The sequence below is a fragment of the Polaromonas sp. P3_C2 genome (assembly GCF_056402675.1).
Window position 1 is genome coordinate 1 of sequence record NZ_JBFUGX010000927.1, and the last position, 1,312, is coordinate 1,312.

Here is a 1,312-nt window from a genome sequence, read left to right on the forward strand (position 1 = left end):
AAGACCGTCAAAGACCGTCAGGGCGATCTGACAACCAGGATTGAAACATCTGCCTGGTTCGGTGAGCATCTTCCTCAGATTTGAAGAATAGATCGGCGCCGCCATCGTAGGGCGCAAACGCTGTTTGGCGCTCCGGATTGAAAATTAGAACGGGGCCRGTTTTGTCATCAGCTACCGCGCTTAACAGCAGGTCGAAGTCTCCAGATCGCCAGGTAATGTTGGCCGCAACGAACTGCATYGCATCGTCTTCTTCGCTATCGGCCATCACGTGGGTGAGCGGAAGCTGGTCGAGCGGGCCTTGCTCATCCGGATCCCATGATCGCTTTTCACCGAACTGGGTTGCAAACAGCACGCAATTACTGTCTTGCCCCAGAAGTTCTTGCGCTGTTTCGTTGTAGCGGCGAAGTACTTCCATTCGCTCTTTGTCGGAGTCGGCATATCGCTTTGCCTCCGGTAGGCTGTGTATTCGGACCCACCGCAGTGGGATCGCCTGGCGGCAGAGGAAGCCCGCGGGGCTTGCGTGCGGAAATGCGGTCTTCCATGCGCGCAGAACGTGATCTGGATTCATGCTGGACTTAAGTTGGACACGGTCGGCGGGCGCTGGCAGTCCGCATGGAGGAGAGTATTCGCATTGTTAGGGAGCCGCTTTGTTATTCGCTGAGTGGGTCACCGCTGAAGAAGGACGCGTCCGTTACAGGCCTGCCGAAGGGTTTACCGTTAAAGGTGTGAGTGCAACACCGGCAAAGCGGCGCCATCTTTTCAGGTCCCAGATCGGGGTTGACGATTGCAAGAAGCCCTTTCTCATCCACATACAAGCCGCTGAAGTAGCTTGACTCTCCCATGCGAACAAAGTCTTTCTTCTCGTGTTCATGAAGTGCGACTAGCCAGAAAATCGGCTCGGGTTTGTCTAGCCGGCTTACCGCCTCACGATGCACAGAGTTCCAGTCGGTGCCGATTTTTGACAGAAGAAACCTGAAAAGCGGTGTGTAGTCCAGGCCGCGTTGCTGCTTGCCATGCATGGAGCTGCGCGTCGCCTCCGATTGCACTTCTTTTTTGGTATTTCTCTCGTGGCGAAAATCACCCCCAAAGTGGTGATGTACGCCACGGGCAGTCGTGTTTACTTTGCGAAATAACGGTTCTTTTTGCATTTTTTGGAAGAGGCGTGAAATCTGCCGAAGYCGCTGAAAACGGAAGTACGCGTGTTGGGAACGCATAATTTTATGCGCCTATCGGCAATGTCTCATCTTGATGAAAAATGTGTTGAGACTTTGCTTTAGCGCTGCCAAAAACCCGCAGCGGCAAGATGCTGCGC

Annotated in this window: 2 protein-coding genes; both read right to left on the reverse strand. The window is 53.9% G+C overall.

Annotated features, from left to right (window positions below; translation table 11 throughout):
• Positions 1-7: 7 nt before the first annotated feature.
• Positions 8-568, reverse strand: a complete 561-nt coding sequence (locus tag AC1DWI_RS23460) for a DUF3885 domain-containing protein (RefSeq protein ID WP_477669324.1) — start codon at positions 566-568, stop codon at positions 8-10.
• Positions 569-650: 82 nt separating this feature from the next.
• A complete protein-coding gene (locus tag AC1DWI_RS23465) occupies positions 651-1,148 on the reverse strand; it encodes a hypothetical protein (RefSeq protein WP_477669325.1) in 498 nt (165 codons plus the stop codon).
• Positions 1,149-1,312: the final 164 nt, after the last annotated feature.